Genomic DNA, 19163 nt, shown 5'->3' with positions numbered 1-19163 from the left:
GCGGCGCCCAGGGCCGCCCGCTGCGCGCGGACGGCCCACGGTGGTCGGTCAGCAGCACTGGTAGATCGATGAACCCGAACACACGGTGCCGCACCGGCCGGACTGGCCGGGGCCGGTCATGGTGATGTCGGCCTCGGTGTGCTCCCCGCTGAACAGGGGCCCCGCGGGGTTGTCGTCCATCTCCGCGCCACTGCGCCACGCGGCGATGATCTCCTCGGCCCGGGTCAACTCGAGTGTGCTCATCAGCGATCCTTTCCGTGCGGGAAGATGGGATCGACCAAGCCTGACAACCCGCGCCTGACCAGGCAATACGCTCATCAGCTACGCGGCTGCCCGAGAACCGCGACCGTCCGTGCGCCCCTGCCCGCCGAACGAGGCGTTCCGGACAGCGATCTCAGCCAACCGTCGTAACCGACGGTCTCCGAGCACCAGTCGAGTAGGGCGTCCGGGCCGACGCGGTGCCGCCGAGCAGCGCATTGACGGTTGGAAATAGTCGACCACGCTCATAAGAGCGTGATCCGTCGACTAGGAGGCTCCACTACATGCGCTTATCCCGCCGCCGTCCCGCGGCCAGACCCACGGTTGCCCTGCTGGCCGCCGCCACCCTGCTGTCCGCAGGCATCGCGTCATCGACGCCCCAGGCGGTGGGCCCAGCGGCGCCGATCGCGCCGGAACTGCTGTCCAACGTCGTCGCGGGCCCGGTCGGGGAACCCGTGCGGGCGCTGGTGATGCTGCCCAACGCGGCCGAGCTCGGCGGCGGCCACGACCAGGTGGTCACGACCCTGCGCGAGCACGCCGAGGCCACCCAGGCCGAGGTCGAGGCCGCCATCGAGGCGCGGGCGGAGACCGACGGGGTCACCGTCGTCAACCGCTTCTGGATCACGAACATGCTGCTCGTGGAGTTCCCCGCCGATTCGGGGACGCTCGACGCGCTGGCCGAGATCCCGGGAGTCGCCAGGCTCAACCCGAACTTCGAACTGAGCCTGCCCGACACCGCCGCGGGCACCGCGGAGGCCACCGCGCAGGACGTGACCTGGGGGCTCGGCAAGATCGAGGCCGAGCGGGTCTGGCGGGAACTGGGGGTGACCGGAGCCGGGGTGCGCATCGCCACGCTGGACACCGGCGTCGCGATCAGCCACCCGGACCTGGCGGGCAAGATGGTGACCGCCGACCCGGCCAACCCGCACCACCCGGGCGGCTGGATGGAGTTCAACGCCTCCGGCGGGCTCGTCGCCTCGGCCCCGCGCGACTCCCAGTACCACGGCACGCACGTCGCGGGCACCATCCACGGCGGCTCGACCTCGGGCACCTCGATCGGCGTCGCACCCGCGGCCGAGATGATGCACGGGCTGGTCATCCCGGGCGGCAGCGGCTCGTTCGCGCAGGTCGCCGCGGGTATGCAGTGGGCCATCGCGCCGACCGACGCGGCGGGCAACCCGGCGGGCGAGCCCGCGCACATCGTCAGCATGTCCCTGGGCGGCAACGGGTTCCACCAGGAGATGATCCAGCCGACGCGGGCCATGCGGGCCGCGGGCGTGTTCCCCGCCTTCGCCATCGGCAACAACTGCGGCACCAGCGGCACCGCCAGCCCCGGCAACGTCCACGAGGCGGTCGGGGTCGGCGCGACCGACAGCGCCGACAACGTGGCGAGCTTCTCCTGCGGCGCCGTGGTCCGCAAGGCCCAGTGGAGCGCGCCGCCCGCGGACTGGCCGGAGAGCTGGGTCAAGCCCGACATCTCCGCGCCCGGCGTCAACATCCACTCCGCTGACCCGAACGGCGGCTACCGCACGCTGTCGGGCACGTCGATGGCCACCCCGCACACCTCCGGCGTCGTCGCCCTGATGATGTCCGCCTCCGGCGGGCTCAGCGTCTCCGACGTGCAGCGCATCCTCGGCGACACCGCGTTCTGGGACACCCGGTACAGCCCCACGCCGCCGGACACCCGGTTCGGGCGCGGCCGGATCAACGCCTACGAGGCGACCGCGTTCGTCGCGCTGGACTCCGGTGTCCGGGGCGCGGTCACGGTCGCCTCGACCGGTGACCCGGTCACCGGCGCGACGGTGACCGTCGAGCCCGGCGGGCGCACCCTGACCACCGGCGCGGACGGCACCTTCACCGCCCGGCTCGCCCCCGGCACCTACACCGTCTCGGCGTCGGCGTTCGGCTACGACTCGGGCACGGTGTCCGACGTGGTCGTCGTGGCCGACGAGTTCACCCCCGTCACCGTGGCGCTCACCGGCCTGCCCAGCGGGCACATCGCGGGCAGGGCCACCCTCGCGGGCTCCGGGCACGGCATCCCCGGCGCCATGGTCCGGGTGACCGGCGTGCCCGGCGACCTCTCCGCGGTGACCGCCGCCGACGGGTCCTACACCATCCGGGGCGTGCCCGCGGGCACGTACCAGGTCGCGGCCACGCACCCGACCTTCGCCGCCCCGGCGGCCGTCGGGGTCACGGTGGTCCCCGGCGCGGTGGCGAGCGCGGACTTCGGGTTCTCCCCGCCGCCGCGCTCCGTGGCCATTGTGGACAGCACGGCCAGCCGCGCCCAGCAGTACGTGGACGTGGTGTTCGCCCCGCGCGGCATCCCGACCGCGATCTACAACTGGACCCAGCTGGAGCAGGCCGCGCAGCACTCCACCGTCGTGCTCGGCTACGGCGTGACGACCAACTACAACGCCGCGGCCTTCCAGGCGTTCCTGGACGCCACCGACGCCAACGGCACCGGCGTGATCTTCACCGACCACGCCTTCAGCACCGGCAACGGCATCCGGCAGCTCTCCCGGCACACCGGCCGGCCTGCCACGACCGGCTTCGACTCCGGCGGCTCCGGACAGGCCGAGTCCTACTACGAGGTGACCGCCGAGCACCCGCTGTTCGCCGGGCGCCAGGTGGGCGACCGGATCGTGCTGGAACGCAGCACCCAGGCCAAGTGGCTGGCCTGGTTCGGCGGCTACGAGGGCGAGGGCAGGCGCACCATCGCAACCGTGGGCCGCACGGCCAACGGGATCATGGGCGGCGGCATCGGCGTCGACCAGCGGGCGAACAACCGGCACGTGCTGCTGTCCACCCACGGCGTCTCCGCCACCCGGGGCCCCGCCGACTGGACGCCGGAGGCGACCGAGCTGTTCCTCAACGCCGCCACCTGGGCCTCGCCGCCCCCGGCCGACGACCAGGCCCACTTCGCGGTGTACGACCTGTCGGTCAGCCCGGACGTGGTGCTGGCGCACAAGCCGGTGACGGTGTCCGTGCGGGTGAAGAACGTCGGGAACGCGGCGGGCACCTATGACGCGGTGCTGCGGGTCGGCGGCCAGATTGAGACGACGACCAAGGTCCCCCTCGCCGCAGGCGCCGCCACCACGGTGACCTGGACGGTCGCCAAGGACCGGCTCAGCACCTACTCCGTGCAGGTCGGCCACCTCAGCGACTCCTTCAGGGTGCGGGCGCCGATCGTCACCGTCCTGGCATCCACTGTGGACGCGCCGGGGGCCACCCAGGTCGGGCCGCTGGCCGGGGCCACGGTGGAACTGGTCGCCGACAACATCCCCCGGCAGGTGGGCGTGACCGACGCCGCGGGCTCGCTGTCGTTCGAGGCCAACAACCCGACTGGCCGCTACACCCTGGTGGTGCGCAAGGAGGCGGCCGACGGGGCGCCCGCGTACCTGCTGCACCGGGTGATCACGGTGATCGACGACGACAAGGTCAGCTTCGCCCCCCGGGTGCTCGCGGGCCCGGCGCCCGCGTCGATCGGCGAGAACTTCGCCGTGCGGGCGGCGATCGACCTGGCGGGCTCCGACGCCAGGAACACCGCGTCGGTGTACCTGCGGCCGACGACCACCGGGGAGCACGGCTACCGGTTCGCCCCCGGCGAGCTGATCGCCACCCTGGACACCTACGAGGCGGTGACCGTGCACGAGGTGCGCCACCTGGAGCAGGACTGGTTCCTGCCCAGCCAGGTGATCACCGGGCTGCGGTGGCACGAGCCGTACGACACCAGGTTCGCCATCGGCGGGCCCGCGTCGGTGCGGATCGGTGACGTCGCCGTCGCCGAGAACGGGTCGACCACTGTGGACTGGTCCATTGTGGACTCCCATGGTCTGCCGTTCGAGACGGTGATCGCCACCAACGTCCGGCCGTTCCTCACCCTGCCGGAGCGCCTGCCCCTCGAGCACGTCGAGGGTGTCGTGCGCGGCGGCGGGCCGAACGAGCTCAAGCCGATCCTGCGGCTGTTCGACCCGGCGGGCACGCAGATCCGGGCCGGATCGGTCGAGTGGGACGCCCAGCCGTTCACCTTCAGCCTGCCCGCGGACGCCGCGGACGGGCTGTACCGGCTGGAGCTGGGGACGAACACCGGCGGCTACTCCGGCGAGGTCTCCGCGGCGAAGTCCTTCCGGGTCGGCCCGGAACCGGCGCCCGACGTCGTGGTCTCCGACACCCGCGGCACCTCGGCGGTGGCGGGGACCGCGCTCGCCTACGACGTGCTGGCGGCCAACCACGGCACCGCCGCGTCCGGCCCACTGGCCTGGACCGTGCGGCTGACCGGCGAGAAGGCCCTGGCGCCCAACGACGTCGTGCTGAAGCTGGGAACCGGCACCTCCTGGCAGCGGGTCCGGCTGACCCGCGACGGCTCCGGCGGGCTGGTCGGCACCGTGGTCGGCGACGTGGCCCTGGCCGGGGGCGCCGAGAAGACCTGGCGCCTGTCGCTCCTGCTGCACACGCCGGGCACCGTCACGGTGACCGACACCTTCACCGGGGAGGGGACGTCGGCGGTCGGCACTGACGTGATCACCGTCTCCCCCGCCCCGGTGGGCGTCGGCTGAGTTCCCCGGCTCCGGTCGGGCTCGGTGCTCCGAGCCCGACCGGAGCCGCTCTCCCGCCTACGCCATCGCGGGCGCCTCGGCCACTCGCCCCGCGGCCCGCTCATCGCCCGCCGCAGGGGGGATCGGGTCGAACCTCAGGCGCTGCTCGATCCGGCGGATCTCGGCGTGGTCGGCGGCCACCTGCTCGGGGCTCTCGTGGGAGAGGATCGCGAAGCCGAGGGTGTGGCTGTCCACGAGGTCCCGGGTGACGGGCACGTGGTCGCCGTTGCGGACCTTGACGGAGCACAGGTGCGCGCTGGGCAGGTCGCGAATCCGCTCGTACTCCTCGGCGTTGCGCACGATGCCCCCGGTGCGGGCCATGAACAGCACCGCCCAGACCGTCTTGTGGAGGTCGTAGCCCGCGGGGATGTCCCGGTCGCCCGCGCAGTAGCGGACCATCCGGTCCACCTGGCTGTCCCCGGTCGCCTCCCGGGCGAACCGGGGTGTCCCGCCACCGGCGAGCCGGGCGTTGACCTCGATGAGCCGCGGCCCGTCGGCGGTGAGCATGATCTCGTTGTGCGCCGCGCCGAAGCGCATCCCGACCGCGTCCAGGACGGCGGCGGTGTAGGCGGTCAGGGTGTCGTGGCCGGGAGTGTCGGACGGCAGCCACTCGACGTAGTCGTAGACGGCCATGTGGTCGCCGATGTCGAGCTTGCGGTAGCGGCAGATGTTGACCACGGTGTGGACGCCGTCCGCGGTGACGGTGTCCACGACGTACTCGGTGCCCACCAGGAGCTCCTGGACGACGACCTCGGTGTTGATCTCACCGAACTTGTCGCGCTTGTCGAGCACGGCGTGGAAGGCCGCCCGCCAGTCGTCGCCCGCCCGGACGCGGATCACGTTGTCGGTGGCCGCGCTCTTCGGCGGCTTCATGACCAGGTCGACCCCCGCCAGCCCGTCGCGCGCGATCCAGGCGGCGACCTCCTCCGGGTCGCCCGTGCACACCTGCCGCGCGCAGGGCAGCCCGGCCGCGGCGACCGCCTGCCCCATGGCGCCCTTGTGCCTGCGCGCGTCGGTCCTGGCGGGGTCGTTGGCCAGCGCGGGCGTGAGCAGCGCGGCCAGCCGGTCGGCCAGCTCGACGCCGCTCTCGGCGCCGGGCACCACCGCCAGCGGGGCCAAGTGGCGTAACCGGTCCGCGGTGTCGGCCACGCTCGGACCGTGGACCACGACGCGGGCGAAGTCCTCGGTGGGGACACAGCCCGCGAAGATCGGGGGCGGGGGGTCGGAGGTGATCACCGCGACCGGGACGAGACCGGCGGCCCGCAGGGCGGGGGCGAGCTGGTCGCCGGAGGAGTACGGGTCAACGACGACCACCGTCGCGGCGGTGTTGGCTTCGGTCATGCTGGGCTCCCGTTCACGGTTTTAACGGCGCGGTGCGCCGCGAATGGGTCACGCCGCGCGTTGTCAACTCGCGGTCTTTGCCTTCCGGGTCGCGGCCGGTTGGCCGTCGTCCCCGCCCACGGGGGTTGCCCTGCCGGTCATCCCGGCGAGCGCCGCGATGACCGCGACCACCGTGATGGCGGTCGAGCCCCACCACACGCCGTCGCGCCACAGGGTCCAGACGGCGACGCCGAGCACCGGTCCGGCCGCGTGCCCGACGTGCATCGCGAACGCCGCCGCCGCGATGTAGCGCCCGCGCGTGCCCGCCGCGGCGACCTGCCCGGGGTAGGCCGAGGCCGTCGGCAGCCCGATGATCTCCCCCAGCGTCCACACCACCGTCGCGACGACGAACATCGCCACGAACGGGCCCGCGAGGTAGAGGTTCATGCCGACGCCCATCAGCCCGATCCCCACCGCCACCGCCACCCGCGCGGGCAGGCGCTGGACGAACTTGGTGAACGGCAGCTCCAGGGCGATCACCAAGGCGGAGTTGAGCGACAGCAGCACCGCGTAGAACGCCGGGTCGTGCCCGTCGGCGGTCACCTGCAGCGGCAGGACCGCGATGTGCTGGATGTAGACGACGGCGTTGAGGAACAGGGCCAGCATGAACAGGGCGAACCCGCGGTCGCCCAGCACCGCCAGGTACCCCCCGCGGGCCCGCGCCTCGCCCACCGCCGCGTCGACCCGGTGCGGCAGCCGCATGGCGAACAGGGCGAAGACCACCGAGGTGACGGCGTCGACGTAGAACATCAGGTCGTAGGAGTACACGATCAGCAGCGCGCCCAGCAGCGGGCCCGCGGTGGTGCCGAGGTTGAACGCCAACCGGCTCACCGCGAACACCATCACGTGCCGCTCCTCCGGCGTGAGCTCGACCAGCAGCGCCGACGACGCGGGCCGGTACACCTGGGCCAGCAGCCCGATGACCGCGGCGGTCAGCACCACCAGCGACAAGGTGCCGACGTGGGCCAGCACGGCCGTGAGCAGGCCCGCGCCCGCCATCGACGCCACGATCGTCCACCGGTAGCCGAACCGGTCGGAAATCACCCCGCCCAGCGCGACGCCCACCACGGAGCCGACCCCGTACGCGCCGAGCGCGACACCGGCCGCGGTCTCGCTGAACCCCTTCTGCGTCAAGTAGAGCACCAGGTAGATCTGCAGGAAGTTGCCCAGCCGGTTGACGAACATCCCGACGAGCAACAGCCACACCGGCCCGGAGAGCCCCCGCAATGTCTGGACCACCGTGGGGTGCCCAGCTAATCGGCCGTCCGATCCCATGCGCGACTTCCATCCTGCTCAACACCCGGCGGGCGCTTCCCTCGACCGCCGCGCCGACCAGGAACAGCCCGCCCCCAGGCGTCACAGCGCGAACGGTCCGGGATTATGGCCTGAGCCGAAGGTCGACCTGACGCCAGGGGTCGGTCACCAGCGGATGTGGCTGGCCTCATGGAAGCGGGTGGCGCGGGACGTGCCCCTCCGGTCGTGATCTTCCAGGCGTGGCCCGGAGGGTCCGGCACGGGGGCTCGTCCAGCGTGGATGAGTCCACAGTGGTCTGTCACACATCGCTGTTTCGATGGCGTTCTCGAAGACGGTGGCGCCCCATCGTTTTGGGCGCGGACACCGGCCGGTTCCGCTGGATCAGCAATCTGGGCTGTTTGTTCTCGCGCAGGCGGGGTACGTCGGATGTGTGGCGGCCGAGTCGGCCGCCACGGGCTGTCCGTGGACAGGAGGAGCCATGCGCGCGCTGAAAAGGGTCGCGGAGACCGAGCAGACACTGATCGTGATGCTGGCCATGGTGCCCCGCCTCCTGCGCGACGCGGACTGGCGGCGGCGGACCCCGGACGAGGGCGCGGGCCTGGGGGTCCTGCTCGTGCCCGGTTTCGGTTTCGGCGACAGCAGCCTGGCCTTGGCCGGGGCGTGGCTCCGCGCGCGGGGCTACCGGCCCGCCCCCGCCCGCATCGGCCTCAACGTGGCGTGCACCAGCACACTGGTCGACCGCATCGAGCGACGGCTCGACGAGCACGCCGACCGCACCGGCGGCCGCGTGGTCATCCTCGGCCAGAGCCGCGGCGGCTGGCTCGGCAGGCTGGCCGCGGCCCGCAGGCCCGACCTGGCCCGCGGCCTGGTGACGCTCGGATCACCGGTCCTGGACCCGCTCGGCGCCAGCCCCAGCGTGGTCAAGGTCGCCAGGACACTGGCAAGGCTGTCCGCCCTCGGCTTCCCCGGCCTGGTCAACGCCGACTGCTTCACCGGCCCGTGCTACGAGAGCAATTCGACCGCCCTCGCCGAGAAACTGCCCCCCACCGTCCCCGCCCTGGCCGTCTACTCCCGCCTCGACCGCGTGGCCCCCTGGCAACTGTGCCAAGACCCCAGCGCCGAGTGCGTCGAGATCCGCAGCAGCCACACCGCCATGGGCCTGCACCCCGACTTCTACCGCACCCTGCGCCCCAGGCTGGCCTCCTGGGCCGCCCAAGACGACCACACCCCGGAAACCCCGATGCCGACCGCGGCCAAACAGGAAGTCGCGGTCTCGTAAACGCCCTGCGAACTTGCCTCTGGCGGCCCGGGAGCACGCCACAGGACTGGTGCGGCTGCCGGTGGGGCGGAAAGATCTCTGCGATGGACGCATCTGAGGGCGCGATCGCGGTCACCGGGGCCACCGGGCGGCTTGGGGGGCGGGTAGCCCGGCGGCTGGCTGAGGCGGGGGTTGGGCAGCGGTTGGTGGTGCGGGAGCCGTCTCGGGCGCCGGAGTTGCCGGGGGCGACGGTGGTGGCCGGGGCGTTCGGGGACCGGGAGGCGGTGCGGGCCGCGCTGCGGGGTGTGGACAGGGTGCTGATGGTGTCGGCGGCGGAGTCGCCGGATCGGGTGGAGCAGCACCGGGTGTTCGTGGACGCCGCGGTCGACGCGGGGGTGGCGCACCTGGTCTACCTCTCCTTCTACGGAGCGGCGCCCGACGCCGTGTTCACCCTGGCGCGGGACCACTGGGCCACCGAGGAGCACATCCGCGCCAGCGGCCTGTCGCACACGTTCCTGCGCGACAACCTCTACGCCGACTTCATGCCCGCGCTGCCCGGCGCCGACGGCGCCATCCGCGGGCCCGCGGGTGACGGCAGGGCCGCCGTGGTCGGCCTGGACGACATCGCCGACTCGGCCACAGCGGTGCTGCTCAACGCCCCGGAGCACGCGGGCGGAACCTACGAGCTGACCGGCCCCGACGCGCTGACCCTGCACGAGATCGCCGAGGTCATCACCACGACCACCGGGCGCACCGTGACCTACGTGCCCGAGAGCGTCGACGAGGCGTACCGCTCCCGCGCCCCCTACGGCGCGCCGGACTGGCAGCTCGACGCCTGGGTCACCACCTACACCGCCATCGCGGCAGGCGAACTCGCCCCCGTGACCGACCACGTCGAACGCCTCACCGGCCACCCCGCCACTCCCCTGGCCGACGTGATCCGCCGCGCCCCCACCGAGCACTGACGGCCGCCGACTCAACGCGCTGCGATGACGTTCATGACGGCCACTTCAGACCCCGACCAGCGCGATGTCCAGGCCGGACACCTGTGACGCCCGCCATCCGATCGCGGCGCGTCGACGCGCCGATCCCTCCACCCGATCCTCGACGTGCGATGACACCCAGCGACGGAAGCCCGGACACGGGGTGACCGCACCACCCTGTCGAGGGTTACCGATGGAGACCGCCCTGACCTTCCGTCTCCCACGCAGCGCCCGTCAGCCCGCCACCTTGGCGAAGGCGGACAGGTAGCCGCTGGCGTGGCCGGTCTTGTTCGGGTGGTAGGAGTCGCTGATGGGCCAGGTGACGGCGTTGATCCAGGAGCTGCCGGAGCAGATCTCGTGGCCGGCGAAGTCGTCGCGGACGTCCTCGTAGACCGCGCCCGCGGCGGCGGCCCGCGCGGCGGTGATGTCAGCGAGCACGTTCGCGCCGTCGTTGAGGGCGCGGCGCTTGGACTGGCTCATCACGCAGAGCGCGGCGCCGTCGGCGAACAGGCGCGGGTAGCCGAGCACGACCAGGCGGGCGTCGGGAGCGCGGTCGCGGACGGCGGCGTAGACGGTGTCCAGCCGGGCGGGCAGGTCGGCGCGGGCGCGGTCGGCCGCCGACTGCGCCGCCGAGGCGCAGGCGGCGTCGCCGGACAGCGTGCACTCGGTGAGGACGTCGGCGAAGCCGATGTCGTTGCCCCCGACGGTGATGGACACCAGCGTCGTCTTCGACGAGACCTCGTTGAGCTGGCCGCCGAGGACGTCGTCGGTGGTCGCCCCCGTGCAGGCGGCGAAGGTGAAGGACGCGGGCTGGTGCTCGGCGGCCCACAGTCGCGCGTAGGCGTTGTCGCTGCGACGGCAATCGCCGCTGTAGTTCCCCGCGCCCGAACCCGACGAGTACGAGTCACCGAGCGCGACGTAGTGCACCTCGGCCGACGCTCCCGCGGGCTGCCCCGCCACGGCCATCCCGATCACCACGGCGCACGCGATCACAGCGAACCTGCGCATGAGTCCTCCAAAACCTGGGCACGTGGCTCAGTTCTTACCGCCGACGTGCCCAGCGTGCCGCCCCGGCGCGGCCGCTTCCCCCGATCCGGTCCACATCAGACCCGTTCGGGATCTTCCTCCGGCGTGGATACCGCGAGCGGCTTGGAAGCCTTTGAGCCCAATGTCTTTCCGCCTACCAGTATCGGCAGCCGGAACCATCGGCGCACCGAGACGCCGCGCGCCCGTATCGCGCCGGTTTGACCGCGAGGCGATCTCGGTGGATCGGCACCGGCAGTTCACCCGCCGGACTGCCGGGCGGGCTTCTGGTTGATGGTGACGTCGATCGACATCTCGTCGGCTCCCGGTGTGCCGCTGACCTTGACCGTGACGCCGGACCACGTGCCCTGCGGCAGGTTGAGGGCGGGCACCGTGTCCTCCCCCACGGTGTGGCGGGTGCCGAAGGGGTACAGGTCGTCGGCGTCGCCGCGGTTGCCGCGGCCGAAGACCGCGGCGAGGTCGCGCCTGCCGTCGGCCTGGAGCAGCTCGATGGCGAGGTGGTCCTCGTCGTTGACGTTCTTGATCGCCTCGTCGACGACGTAGACGGCGACGCCCTCGTCCGGCAGGAACGCGTCCTGCCCGCGCCTGCGCCGGTATTCGACGACGACGTACTGCGTCTCGCGCATGGTGGCGCGGTTCTGGACCAGCACGACTTCGCCGCCCTCGGCCGCGGGTCTCAGCACGATGGCGCTCGTGGACTTCGTGACCAGCCGCGGGGTGATCCAGCCGTGGAACATCCGCAGCATCCCGTTGGCGAAGGTCGGGGTCAGGCCGCCGTTGCCCCACGAGCCGGACGCCATCAGGCAGTAGTTGCCCAAGCCGTTGGACCGCGTGAGCCGCGCGGTCCCGGTGTCGTAGTAGTCGGCCCAGCGGGCGGCGAGGTGGCCCCACTCGTGGGCGCAGACGCCGACGGCGCAGTCCTCCGGCACGGTCAGGAAGGTGAGCGCCACGAGGCCGGGCGCGACCTCGACCCCGTTCGGCGGGATGCCCCACTTGACGCTCCACAGGTCGTGCCGGGACAGGGTCTCCTCGGCCCCGCGCCCGGCGTGCACGATGAACAGCGCGGTCACCATGCCCTCGCCGAGGACGTCGTAGGGGGCGAAGTCGACGCCCTCGGCCAGCGCGGCCCGCACCGCGTCGCGGGCCATTCCCTGGGAGTTGCGCGGGAAGTTCTCGTTCGTCCCGGAGTTGCCGTCGGCGTAGAACGACAGCGGGCGCGGCATCCGGAACCAGCCGTGCACCTCGCCCTGGATGTCGATCCCGTTGTCCGTCGTCGGGTCGAAGGCGCTCAGGGCGCGGTAGTAGTCGCGCATGCTGCCCGTCGACAGGGTGTCGGCGCTGAACAGCATCGTGTCGTAGTAGCCCGGGGTGTGGTCGGCGTCGTGCGGCTTGTCGGGGAAGTCCACGAGGAGCACGATCGTCCGCACGACGCCCTTGAGCGGGGTGGTCGGCCGGGTGATCAGCTGCTTGTCCGCGCGCGCCGCCGGGGCGAGCGCGCCGTCGTCCATGCCGACCCCGGCGCTGCCGCGCCTGCCGGAGCGCCACACCGTGTAGTACTGCTCGAACGACATGGCCTCCGGCAGGCGGCCCGAGGTTCTCCGTTCGAGGTAGCGGGTGTGGAGTTCGGCCATCGCCTGCGGCGACAGCGGGACCCGGCACGCGTTTCCGGTGCCGTGGGGATCAGGGTGCTGGGGTGTGAGTGTGTGTCGCATACCGGTCCAGATGCACCCGATCGATCCCCTGATACACGCGCGGCGCATCAGGAAGGGCTTCCCCGGCCTCAGTACCCTTGACAGCGCTTGGAGGTGGAGATGGACGTTCGCGCGCTGCTGGCCTCGGCCGCCGCGGGGGACCAGGCCGCCTGGGACGCCCTGGTCGAGCGGTACACCGGCCTGCTGTGGTCGATCGCGCGCGGGTACGGGTTCGGCGCGGCCGACGCCGCCGACGCGGTGCAGATGACGTGGCTGAGGCTGGTCGAGCGGCTGGACAGCATCGTCGACCCCGAGCGGCTGCCCGCCTGGCTGTCCACCACGGTGCGCCGCGAGTGCCTGCAACTGCTCCGCCGGACCCGCCGGGAGCCGCCGCGCGGCGTCTTCGACCCCACCGCCGAGCCGGTCGACCCGACCGCTCCGGTGGACGACGTCCTGCTGCGCGCCGAACGCGACACCGCGCTGTGGCGGGCGCTGGCGACGCTCTCGGAGCGGTGCCAGCGGCTCTTGCGGGTGCTGATGGCCTCACCGCCGCCCGCGTACGCGGAGGTCTCCGCCGCGCTCGACATCCCCGTCGGCAGCATCGGGCCGACGCGGCAGCGGTGCCTCACCCAACTGCGCGCCGTCGTGCTGGCCGACGAGGTGCTCGGCGCCGAACTCGCCGAAGGCGGCGGCCGTGACCGATGACGACCGGCTCGTGGACCTGCTCCGCGGCACGGCCGCGCGGATCGACCCACCGCCGCCCGCGGTCGCCGAGGCGGCGCGGGCGGCGCTGTCCACGCGCCGGGTGGACGAGGAGCTGGCCGCGCTGATCGCCGACTCCGACCTCGTCGGCGCGGGCGTGGTCCGCGACGGCGGCGACGAGCCGCGGCTGCTGGTGTTCGAGACGGCCGGGGTGTCCCTGGAGTTGCAGGTCGAGCACGTCGGCGCGCGGGTCGTCCTGCGCGGGCTGGTCACCGGGGCCCGCGGTCCGGTCGTGGTCGAGACCCCGGGCGGGCGGCACACGGCCCAGCTCGACGCCGAGGGGTGGTTCACCGTCCCCGGCCTGGCCGCGGGCGGCCTGCGGGTGCGGTTGCGCGGCGACGACGGCACGCCGGTCACGACCAGCTGGGTGCGGGTCTGATCCCCAGCGTGCCGCCCGGCCAGTTGGCGCGGCACCAGGCCGTAGCGTCCGGCCGGTAGCGGCCCAAGCCGCCAGTGCGACAGCAGACCGTGCCGTCCGACGAGTTGGCGGTCCAAGTCACCGGTGCGGTACCAGGTCGTACCGGTCCGACCAGTTGGCGACCAAGTCGCCAGTGCGGTACCAGGTTGTGCGGTCGTGCTCGACCGGGTCGCGGTGAGGCAGGCCGCGTCGCGGTGAACCCGGTTCCGCCGACCCACGGTCACCCCGCGCCCAGCGCGACGAAGGACTGGGCGGTGGCGCGCGGCACCGGGTCCTCGCCCACCGCGCGCCGGGCGTCGCACAGGGCCTGCGCGCATCCCGCCCCGGCGCCCAGCGACTCGTGCAGGGCGACCATCAGCGGCACGGTCGCGGCGTCGTTGACCGGGACGAGGCTCGCGACGATCCCGGCCGTCCCCAGCGGCAGCAGCGCCGCGGTGAGGCCGAGCAGCTCGTCGGCGCCGGCCGGGAGCAGCCGCCCGGAGCTGCAACTGGGCAGCACGATCCGGTGCGGCGCCCTGGGCAGCCGCTCGAAGTCGTAGACCGTCAGCGGCCCGTCGTCGAGCTGGATGGCGGAGAACAGCGCGTTGTCGGCCCGGAAGGCGCCGTGCGCGGCGATGTGCGCCAGCGCCGTGCGGCCGAGGGAGTCCAGCACCCGCGCCGCGGTGGCCGAGCCGTCGGCCAGCACCGTGGCCTGCGGGTACATCCGGGTCAGCGCGGGCAGCTCGGCGCCCAGCGACCCCAGGCCGGGCCCGCGCACCAGGACCACGTCACCGGTCTCGGGCGCGGCGGCCCGTGAGTTGAGCCAGGCCGTGGCCGACGGGGCCACGGCGTGCGCCCGGTCGGCCAGGGCGGGCAGCAGCGCCCACGGCACGCCGTGCAGCCGCCCCGGCGGGACGATCACCACCGGTCCGTCGCCCAGCAGGCGCACGGCAGGGCCGAGCAGCACCTCCTCCAACCGCCTGCCGAGTGCGGCCAGCCGCGCGGACAGCCGGTCCGCGCCCGCCGAGACGTAGGCGAGCCTGCGCAGCGCCATCCTGGCGGACTCCACCGCGCCCGCGGCCTCGGCGGCGCGGCCCGCCCGCACCCGGCGCACCCGCCCCGCGCCGCAGACGAGGACGTGCAGGTCGCCGTCGACGTCGACCAGTTCGAGCAGCCGGTCGCCGCCGAGGGCGTCGAGCAGCGCGCCGACGTCCAGCCTGCTCGCGGCGGGGGCGCGGCCGGGAGCGCGCAGTGTCCGGGCCCGGACGGCCCGTTCCAGGCGCAGCCGCTCGGCCTCCAGGGCGGGCGCCGGGGTGCGCTCCAGCCGCAGCCTGCTGGTGATCTCGCGCAGCGCCGCCAGGTCACGCCGGAGGGCCGGGTCCTCCGGCGGGCGGACCACGGGCACCGCGCACGCCGTCGCGCGCCACCGCTCACTCCACTGGAGCAGCCTGCGCGGTTCGCGCGCGCAGGCCCGCTGGCCCAGCTCGGCGAGCTGCGCCCCGCGCGCGGTGGCCCTGGCCCGCAGTTCGGACGCGCCGAGGGTCAGGCGGTGGTCGTCGAGGACGTCGAGCCCGCGCCGACAGGCCACGAGCATCCCGCGGTCGTCGCCCGCCGCGTCCGCCAGCAGCGCCTGGGCCAGCCACCCGTCGACCCGGGAGATCGCCGGGCCGCGTCGCCGCGCCGTGGCCGCCCGCTCCAGGTGCGCCGTCGACGGCAGACCCCGGGCCAGGGCCGCCCGCCCGGCCAGCAGGTGGGCCTGGACCACCTCGGGCGAGCCGAGTGCGCCGAGCCGCCTGGCGACCCGCTCGGCCTGGCTGAGCAGCCTGCCCGCCGACGGGTCGGCGCTGAACCGCGCCTGCAGCGACAGCAGCCGGGCGTGGGCGTGCCACCAGTCGCGGCGCTGCACGGCGAAGCCGGCCGCGGCAGCGCCCGCGCGTTCCCCGGCCACCGCGGGATCGCCCGCCGCCAGCGCGGCGCGCGCGGCGACCAGGAGCAGTTCCGCCCGGCGGGTGGCCTGCCCGCGCCGCTGGGCCAGAGCGGTGTCGGCCTCGGCCACCGCGTCGTGGGCGAGCCCGGCGGCGAGCAGGACCGAGCACCGGTCGATGGCCAGGTCCGGGGTGGTGGTCCCCAGTTCCCGGTAGCGCCGCTCGACGTCGTCGAGGCAGGCGAGCGCGGCGGGCAGGTCGCCCGAGCGGAAGGCCACCAGTCCCCGGTTGTGCAGGGCGAAGGCGGAGGCGTGCCGCTCATCGATCCCGGCGAACATCCCCTCGGCCGCCACCAGGTCGGCGTCGGCCCTGCGCACCAGGCCCAGCGCCAGGTTGATCAGGCCGCGCAGGGTGAGCGCCCTGGCGGTCCACAGGACGTCACCGGCCCGGCGCAGCACCGGCACGGCGACCCGCAGGTCAGCCAGGGCTTCCCGGTGCCTGCCGAGAATCCACAGCGCGCCGCCGCGGCGGAACCGCACCCGCGCCCCGGGCGCCCCTGCCGCGCGCCCGACCGCCTCGTCCAGCACGGCCAGCCCCCGGCTGGTCCTGCCCGCGTGCACCATCGTGATGCCGAGCGTGGCGAGCACGTCGGCCAGCCGCGCCGCGGAGCCGGACCTGCCCGCCAGCGCCCTGGCCCTGCGGAGTTCGGCGATGGCCGCGTCGAGATCGCCGTACTCGCGCTCGGCCAGGCCGATGACGTGGTGGGCGACGGAGGCGTCGAAGGCCGACGGGGTGCCCGCCAGCAGGGCGCGGGCCGCGGAGACCGCCGCGGCAGGGCGGGCGAAGACCAGCTCAAGCAGATCGAGCGGGTCGCCCACATGGGCCATTTTAGGCCGCGGAGGTATCAGGGGGCCATGGGGCGCGATCCTCCATTCGACACCTCATCCCCGTGGAGGAGACATGACGGAGTTCGACGGCCGCGTCGACGCCAAGTTCCAGTCGCAGTGGGACGCCGTGCGCATCGCCGCCCTCGACCGCGGCGTCGACCTGGCCCGATCGAGTGAGCTGAGCGGGAACCGGACCAGTCCCGCGTTCGTGTACGAACGCGACCACGTCCTGGTCCGCGACGAGGACGTCGGCGAGGTCATCGGGCGCCACCTCGACGGGGACCGGATCTGCGAGCGCAGCCTGCCGGGCGTGGGCCTCTACCGGATCGGCGAGGAGGTCCAGGACACCGTCGAGCGGGTCAACCGGGAGCTGAGGACGGGCGCGGTGACGCCGAACCACCTGGTGTCCATCTGCCCGGTGCAGCTGTGCCCCGCGGACGAGCCGGTGCCGCTACCGGTCACCGGGAGCCAGGACCCGTACCCGCCGCGGTCGTTCGGCCAGGGCGGGCGGGGCGTCGAGGTCGACGTCCTGGACACCGGACTGGTGCCGGACTACGAGGTCGGACACGGCTGGCTCGCCGACATCCCCGCGCCGGACCTGTGCGCCTCCTTCGGACCGAGCGGGACCATCAGGGAGTACGCGGGCCACGGCACGTTCGTCACCGGCGTCCTGCGGTGCGCGGCGCCCGCGACGTCGGTCCGGTCGCTGAACATCTTCCAGTACGCGGGCGCGACCACCGAGGACCAGCTCGGCCGGGCCCTGCTCGCCGCGCTGAAACGAAAGCCGCACATCATCAGCCTCTCGGCGGGCGGGTCCACTCTGGACGGTCTTCCGCACGCCGCCCTGGCGCCGTTCTTCAAGGAACTCGACCGGCCGGGGACGCGGACGCTGCTGGTCGCCGCCGCGGGCAACGACGGCAGCGACCACCCGTTCCACCCGGCCGCCCACGGCGGCGACGGCGTGGTCTCCGTCGGCGCCCTGCGCTACGACAGCCGGGGCCGCGCGTGTTTCAGCAACCACGGCGACTGGGTCGAGGTGTACGCCCTCGGGGAGCGCCACGTCAACGCCTTCATGTCCGGCGGCTATTCCTATGTGGACCCGGTGCGGGAGGACCTCACGTGCCGGTTCTACCCGGACGAGCGCCTGTACGGCGCGTGCAGCTGCGTCACGATGCCACCGCAGGGCGCGGTGGTGGCCTTCCGCGGCATGGCGCGCTGGAGCGGCACGTCCTTCGCCACGCCGCTGGTCGCCGGGCTCATCGCCACGCACATGTCCACCACCGGCGAGATGGACGCCCGCGAGGCCGCCCAGCAGGTCCTGGCCACCACCCGGACGGTCACCGACCCCGACGGGGCGGTGATCAAGGCCCTCGACCACGGGCTCGGCGCGGACCTCGGCCGGTGAGACGGCCGGTCCGGACCGCCACGCGATCCGGACCGGCTCCCGGCCTACGGCCTAGCCCCACATGCCGCGTCCCCAGCCCGCCGCGGCCACGAAGCCGTCGCCGCCGGAGGCGCACGACAGGAGCTCGGTGCCGAAGACCGTGCCGTCCCGCTCGTAGCCGTGGTGCACGCCGATGGCGTAGGGCCCGTCGTCCCACCAGCCCCACAGCGGGGCCCCGGAGACACCGGACGCCTCGTCGGCGTCGCTCTCCACCTGGGTGGTGTCGTAGCGGCTGCCGTTGACGGTGATGTCGTCGCCGTCGTCGTCATCGCGGACGGCGATGCCGGTCTCGTGGGTCATGTGGGTCAGGCTCCAGTCGTAGGGGAACCCGGCCATGGTCCAGTAGTCGCCGTCCTCCCAGGAGGAGTTGTAGTGGCGGTAGCCGAAGTAGCCGCACCGGTCGCCGATCGGGTCGAACAGCTGGCAGATCCGGATGTCGCTGCCGGAGTCGGAGTTCCACCACCAGGTCGAGCGGACGTAGCTCACCATGCCCGCGCCGAAGACCGACTGGCCGTTCCAGCAGGCCGGGATGACCTGGATGCGCCAGGGCACGGTGGTCGGCGGGCCGACGTGGCCGCTGGTCATCAGCGTGCTGCGGCCGATGAGGTAGCCGGTCGCCTGGCCCGTTTCGACCCACGCCCCGCCCGGCGTCGGCTGGTAGCTGCTGTAGAGCTTGCACACGGCGGTGTAGGGGAAGCGGTCGGGATAGACGTACGACCGCGACTCGCCGTTGATGATCGTGCTGTGGTTCTCCGACAGCACCGTCCTCCTGCCGCGCGAGTTGACGCCGTGGCGCCGCCTGCCCAAGGTGGACGCCGTCTTGGGGTGCAGTCCGCGCGGAACGCCGTCCGGGCAGAACGGCGTTCCCGCCGGGGCCGCTTCCCGATCCGCTTCCCAGTCCGCCCGTCTGTCGCGGCGCGGCGCCAGGCGCTGGGCCAGGTCGCGGGTGTGCACCTCACCGGCGTTGGTCTCCAGCACCGGCAGCCCGGGGACCAGGAGCCCGGACGCCCGCAGCGCGCCGTCGTGCAGCTCCGAGCGCACGACCTCCAGCCCGGCGCCGCCTTGGGCCGTGAAGGTCCTCGCCGACTCGGTCACCTCGCCCCAGGGCCTGCCGTCCTCGGCCACCTCGGGGTCGTCCATCTCCAGCAGCCGCGCAGGCGTCAGCGGTGCGTCGTAGTCAGGCATGCCACGCTCCTCTCCCCAAGACGACGCCGTGCGCGCCGTGTGCAAGAACAGATGACCGGGACGCCCTCGGTGATACGGCTCAGTCGCGGGGTTTCGGCGC

The 19163-nt window shown here is 73.5% G+C and carries 13 protein-coding genes; 6 read left to right on the top strand and 7 right to left on the bottom strand.

Features of this window, described 5'->3' with window-relative positions; all coding sequences use genetic code 11:
* Positions 1-48: 48 nt before the first annotated feature.
* Positions 49-243 carry a DUF6229 family protein gene (locus ACTG9Q_RS14070; RefSeq protein WP_455573195.1) on the bottom strand — a complete coding sequence of 65 codons (195 nt, stop codon included), beginning with the start codon at positions 241-243 and terminating at the stop codon, positions 49-51.
* A gap of 299 nt (positions 244-542) precedes the next feature.
* Here ACTG9Q_RS14070 and ACTG9Q_RS14065 point away from each other — a divergent pair, with 299 nt between their 5' ends.
* A complete protein-coding gene (locus ACTG9Q_RS14065; RefSeq protein WP_455573194.1) occupies positions 543-4814 on the top strand; it encodes a S8 family serine peptidase in 4272 nt (1423 codons plus the stop codon).
* Between the two features lie 57 nt (positions 4815-4871).
* On the opposite strand, the gene ACTG9Q_RS14060 is transcribed toward ACTG9Q_RS14065, so the two are convergent.
* Positions 4872-6194: an ATP-grasp domain-containing protein gene (locus ACTG9Q_RS14060; RefSeq protein ID WP_455573193.1), complete on the bottom strand. Its 1323-nt coding sequence runs from the start codon at positions 6192-6194 to the stop codon at positions 4872-4874.
* A gap of 63 nt (positions 6195-6257) precedes the next feature.
* The gene (locus ACTG9Q_RS14055; RefSeq protein WP_455573192.1) at positions 6258-7508 is read right to left on the bottom strand and encodes an MFS transporter; all 1251 of its coding nucleotides are present in this window, start codon (positions 7506-7508) and stop codon (positions 6258-6260) included.
* Positions 7509-7965: 457 nt separating this feature from the next.
* Between ACTG9Q_RS14055 and ACTG9Q_RS14050 the strand changes: the two genes are divergently transcribed.
* Positions 7966-8766 (top strand): esterase/lipase family protein, encoded by an 801-nt coding sequence (locus ACTG9Q_RS14050; protein ID WP_455573191.1) that lies wholly within the window; start codon positions 7966-7968, stop codon positions 8764-8766.
* Positions 8767-8849: 83 nt separating this feature from the next.
* The gene (locus ACTG9Q_RS14045) at positions 8850-9710 is read left to right on the top strand and encodes an SDR family oxidoreductase (RefSeq protein ID WP_455573190.1); all 861 of its coding nucleotides are present in this window, start codon (positions 8850-8852) and stop codon (positions 9708-9710) included.
* 252 nt (positions 9711-9962) lie between these two features.
* On the opposite strand, the gene ACTG9Q_RS14040 is transcribed toward ACTG9Q_RS14045, so the two are convergent.
* Together ACTG9Q_RS14040 and ACTG9Q_RS14035 are read right to left on the bottom strand one after the other, a co-directional pair.
* Entirely contained in the window at positions 9963-10736 is a 774-nt protein-coding gene (locus ACTG9Q_RS14040; protein ID WP_455573189.1) for an SGNH/GDSL hydrolase family protein, read from the bottom strand.
* Between the two features lie 275 nt (positions 10737-11011).
* The gene (locus ACTG9Q_RS14035) at positions 11012-12484 is read right to left on the bottom strand and encodes a M6 family metalloprotease domain-containing protein (protein WP_455573188.1); all 1473 of its coding nucleotides are present in this window, start codon (positions 12482-12484) and stop codon (positions 11012-11014) included.
* Positions 12485-12583: 99 nt separating this feature from the next.
* Between ACTG9Q_RS14035 and ACTG9Q_RS14030 the strand changes: the two genes are divergently transcribed.
* Positions 12584-13168, top strand: a complete 585-nt coding sequence (locus tag ACTG9Q_RS14030; RefSeq protein ID WP_455573187.1) for an RNA polymerase sigma factor — start codon at positions 12584-12586, stop codon at positions 13166-13168.
* Positions 13158-13604 (top strand): hypothetical protein, encoded by a 447-nt coding sequence (locus tag ACTG9Q_RS14025; RefSeq protein ID WP_455573186.1) that lies wholly within the window; start codon positions 13158-13160, stop codon positions 13602-13604. Before ACTG9Q_RS14030 ends, ACTG9Q_RS14025 begins: the two co-directional genes overlap by 11 nt.
* 259 nt (positions 13605-13863) lie before the next feature.
* Here the strand turns inward: ACTG9Q_RS14025 and ACTG9Q_RS14020 are convergent, their stop codons facing one another.
* Positions 13864-16425: a CHAT domain-containing protein gene (locus tag ACTG9Q_RS14020; RefSeq protein ID WP_455573185.1), complete on the bottom strand. Its 2562-nt coding sequence runs from the start codon at positions 16423-16425 to the stop codon at positions 13864-13866.
* 82 nt (positions 16426-16507) lie between these two features.
* Here ACTG9Q_RS14020 and ACTG9Q_RS14015 point away from each other — a divergent pair, with 82 nt between their 5' ends.
* Positions 16508-17839, top strand: a complete 1332-nt coding sequence (locus ACTG9Q_RS14015; RefSeq protein ID WP_455573184.1) for a S8 family peptidase — start codon at positions 16508-16510, stop codon at positions 17837-17839.
* 51 nt (positions 17840-17890) lie between these two features.
* Here ACTG9Q_RS14015 and ACTG9Q_RS14010 read toward each other — a convergent pair whose 3' ends face one another.
* On the bottom strand, positions 17891-19063 hold the full coding sequence (locus tag ACTG9Q_RS14010) for a trypsin-like serine peptidase (protein WP_455573183.1): 1173 nt from the start codon (positions 19061-19063) through the stop codon (positions 17891-17893).
* Positions 19064-19163: the final 100 nt, after the last annotated feature.

The sequence above is a fragment of the Actinokineospora lacus genome, assembly GCF_053813445.1.
The sequence above is the reverse complement of the archived record's forward strand: the minus strand, read 5'-3'. Positions and strand labels throughout refer to the sequence as shown.

What these genes read in the sequence shown, in the direction of transcription:
- ACTG9Q_RS14070 (WP_455573195.1), bottom strand. Translation starts at nt 243, where the DNA reads ATGAGCACACTCGAGTTGACCCGGGCCGAGGAGATCATCGCCGCGTGG.
- ACTG9Q_RS14065 (WP_455573194.1), top strand. Translation starts at nt 543, where the DNA reads ATGCGCTTATCCCGCCGCCGTCCCGCGGCCAGACCCACGGTTGCCCTG.
- ACTG9Q_RS14060 (WP_455573193.1), bottom strand. Translation starts at nt 6,194, where the DNA reads ATGACCGAAGCCAACACCGCCGCGACGGTGGTCGTCGTTGACCCGTAC.
- ACTG9Q_RS14055 (WP_455573192.1), bottom strand. Translation starts at nt 7,508, where the DNA reads ATGGGATCGGACGGCCGATTAGCTGGGCACCCCACGGTGGTCCAGACA.
- ACTG9Q_RS14050 (WP_455573191.1), top strand. Translation starts at nt 7,966, where the DNA reads ATGCGCGCGCTGAAAAGGGTCGCGGAGACCGAGCAGACACTGATCGTG.
- ACTG9Q_RS14045 (WP_455573190.1), top strand. Translation starts at nt 8,850, where the DNA reads ATGGACGCATCTGAGGGCGCGATCGCGGTCACCGGGGCCACCGGGCGG.
- ACTG9Q_RS14040 (WP_455573189.1), bottom strand. Translation starts at nt 10,736, where the DNA reads ATGCGCAGGTTCGCTGTGATCGCGTGCGCCGTGGTGATCGGGATGGCC.
- ACTG9Q_RS14035 (WP_455573188.1), bottom strand. Translation starts at nt 12,484, where the DNA reads ATGCGACACACACTCACACCCCAGCACCCTGATCCCCACGGCACCGGA.
- ACTG9Q_RS14030 (WP_455573187.1), top strand. Translation starts at nt 12,584, where the DNA reads ATGGACGTTCGCGCGCTGCTGGCCTCGGCCGCCGCGGGGGACCAGGCC.
- ACTG9Q_RS14015 (WP_455573184.1), top strand. Translation starts at nt 16,508, where the DNA reads ATGACGGAGTTCGACGGCCGCGTCGACGCCAAGTTCCAGTCGCAGTGG.
- ACTG9Q_RS14010 (WP_455573183.1), bottom strand. Translation starts at nt 19,063, where the DNA reads ATGCCTGACTACGACGCACCGCTGACGCCTGCGCGGCTGCTGGAGATG.